The sequence below is a fragment of the Saccharopolyspora sp. 7B genome (assembly GCF_020177435.1).
Taxonomy (GTDB): domain Bacteria; phylum Actinomycetota; class Actinomycetes; order Mycobacteriales; family Pseudonocardiaceae; genus Saccharopolyspora_C; species Saccharopolyspora_C gregorii.
The window spans coordinates 1-1,184 of record NZ_JAIUKC010000284.1 but is presented as its reverse complement, the minus strand read 5'-3'; the positions used below and the strand labels follow the sequence as shown (position 1 = coordinate 1,184).

The following is a 1,184-nucleotide window of genomic DNA, read 5'->3' as shown; positions in this document are numbered from 1 at the left end:
GTTCAACGACCGGCTTGCGGTGGTGGATCCGGAGGTGGCCGCTGCTGTGGGGGCGGAGCTGGGTCGTCAGCAGAACACGTTGGAGATGATCGCGTCGGAGAACTTCGCGCCGCAGGCGGTGTTGCAGGCGCAGGGTTCGGTGTTGACGAACAAGTACGCCGAGGGCTACCCGGGCCGCCGTTATTACGGTGGTTGTGAGCATGTGGACGTGGTCGAGCAGTTGGCGATCGATCGGGTGAAGGCGTTGTTCGGGGCGTCGTTCGCGAACGTGCAGCCGCATTCGGGTGCGCAGGCCAACGCCGCGGCGATGCACGCCTTGTTGTCGCCGGGTGACACGATCATGGGCTTGGACCTGGCCCATGGTGGTCATTTGACGCACGGGATGCGCATCAACTTCTCCGGCAAGCTCTACACCGTCGTGCCGTACCACGTGCGCGAGGACGATCACCGGGTCGACATGGACGAGGTGGCTCGCCTGGCGCGGGAGAACCGGCCGAAGCTGATCGTGGCGGGCTGGTCGGCCTATCCGCGCCAGCTGGACTTCGCGCGGTTCCGCGAGATCGCCGACGAGGTCGGTGCTTACCTGATGGTCGACATGGCCCACTTCGCCGGCCTGGTCGCCGCCGGGCTGCACCCGAGCCCGCTGCCCTATGCCGATGTGGTCACCACGACCACCCACAAGACCCTCGGCGGCCCCCGGGGCGGGGTGATCCTCTCGGCCAGTGAGGAGTTCGCGAAGAAGTTCAACTCCGCGGTCTTCCCCGGCCAGCAGGGCGGGCCCCTGGAACACGTCATCGCGGGCAAGGCCGTGCTGTTCAAACTCGCCGCCACCCCGGAGTTCGCCGACCGCCAGCAACGCACCCTCGACGGCGCCCGCATCATCGCCGAGCGCCTCCTGCACGACGACGCCCGCGCCGCGGGGGTGTCGCTGGTCTCCGGCGGCACCGACGTCCACCTCGTCCTGGTCGACCTGCGCCACTCCGAACTCGACGGCAAGCAGGCCGAAGACCGCCTCCACACCATCGGCATCACCGTCAACCGCAACGCCGTCCCCCACGACCCCCGACCCCCCATGACCACCAGCGGCCTGCGCATCGGCACCCCCGCCCTGGCCACCCGCGGCTTCACCACCACCGAATTCACCGAAGTCGCCGACATCATCGCCACAGCACTCCAACCCACCA

1 protein-coding gene is annotated in these 1,184 nt (G+C 68.2%); it reads left to right on the top strand.

What is annotated here, in order from left to right; translation table 11 throughout:
- Window positions 1-1,184 (top strand): serine hydroxymethyltransferase (glyA, locus tag LCD33_RS28605; RefSeq protein ID WP_255617906.1); only part of this gene is annotated, 1,184 nt, incomplete at both ends.